The following is a 235-nucleotide window of genomic DNA, read 5'->3' as shown; positions in this document are numbered from 1 at the left end:
ACCGGTTCCAGGCGCATGCCCTTGCCCGGGCTTTTGGTCATCATGCGCAGGCTGATGCGTTCCTCCGGTTGCAACTGGATCAGCAACTGGTTGACCTGGCCACCGTTGAATAGCTCGTGGGGTACCGGTTTGAACTGAATGACGATCTGCGACGAGCGCCGTGCCATGCGCTTGCCGGTGCGCAGATAGAATGGCACGCCCGCCCAGCGCCAATTGTCGATGTGCGCTTCGATGG

General features: G+C 60.9%; 1 pseudogene. It reads right to left on the bottom strand.

The annotated features are described in order from the left end of the window. A pseudogene (locus SB765_RS33785) lies at positions 1–235 on the bottom strand (glucose-6-phosphate dehydrogenase); the annotation flags it as partial.

The sequence above is a fragment of the Pseudomonas sp. SIMBA_067 genome, assembly GCF_046534675.1.
Taxonomy (GTDB): domain Bacteria; phylum Pseudomonadota; class Gammaproteobacteria; order Pseudomonadales; family Pseudomonadaceae; genus Aquipseudomonas; species Aquipseudomonas putida.
This window is presented reverse-complemented; position numbering and strand designations above follow the sequence as displayed.